The sequence below is a fragment of the Bradyrhizobium sp. Kon69 genome (genome assembly GCF_055807515.1).
The window spans coordinates 1-379 of sequence record NZ_JBVVOS010000150.1; the positions used below are offsets into that span (position 1 = coordinate 1).

Annotated in this window: 1 protein-coding gene; it reads left to right on the forward strand. The window is 53.8% G+C overall.

Annotation, left to right across the window (positions count from 1 at the left end; all coding sequences use genetic code 11):
* Positions 1 to 379, forward strand: a 379-nt coding sequence (locus AC0L3U_RS38630; protein ID WP_473364995.1) for a DUF4225 domain-containing protein, incomplete at both ends; no start/stop codon positions are given.

Sequence of the window (379 nt, forward strand, 5' to 3'; positions counted from 1 at the left end):
TCATCTGCAGGATGGTGTGACTCGCTCGATATTCAATCGAGAAGTAGCCTATTACGCTCGTAGTATTGTCAAGGACGTGGAGCAGGGAAAAAAGACAGTCGCAGAGGGGCTGACTGAGATAAAAAAAGAGCAGCGTAGCTTGCTGGATCAGTCAGCAGAAATCGCAAAAAAAGGAATCGGAGTAGTCGCGGGGGCGCTTCAAATCGCCACAGGTGCTGGAATTTGCTACGCCTCAGTGGGGAGCCTTTGCCTCATCGCAGGCGTCCCGTTGATGGCCCATGGTGCTAATAACTTATATGAAGGAGTCAGCAGAGCCGTAACCGCAACGGTCGTCGCGACGAAGAGCGCAAGCCGCGCGAAGAACGTGCCGCGCGTGAAG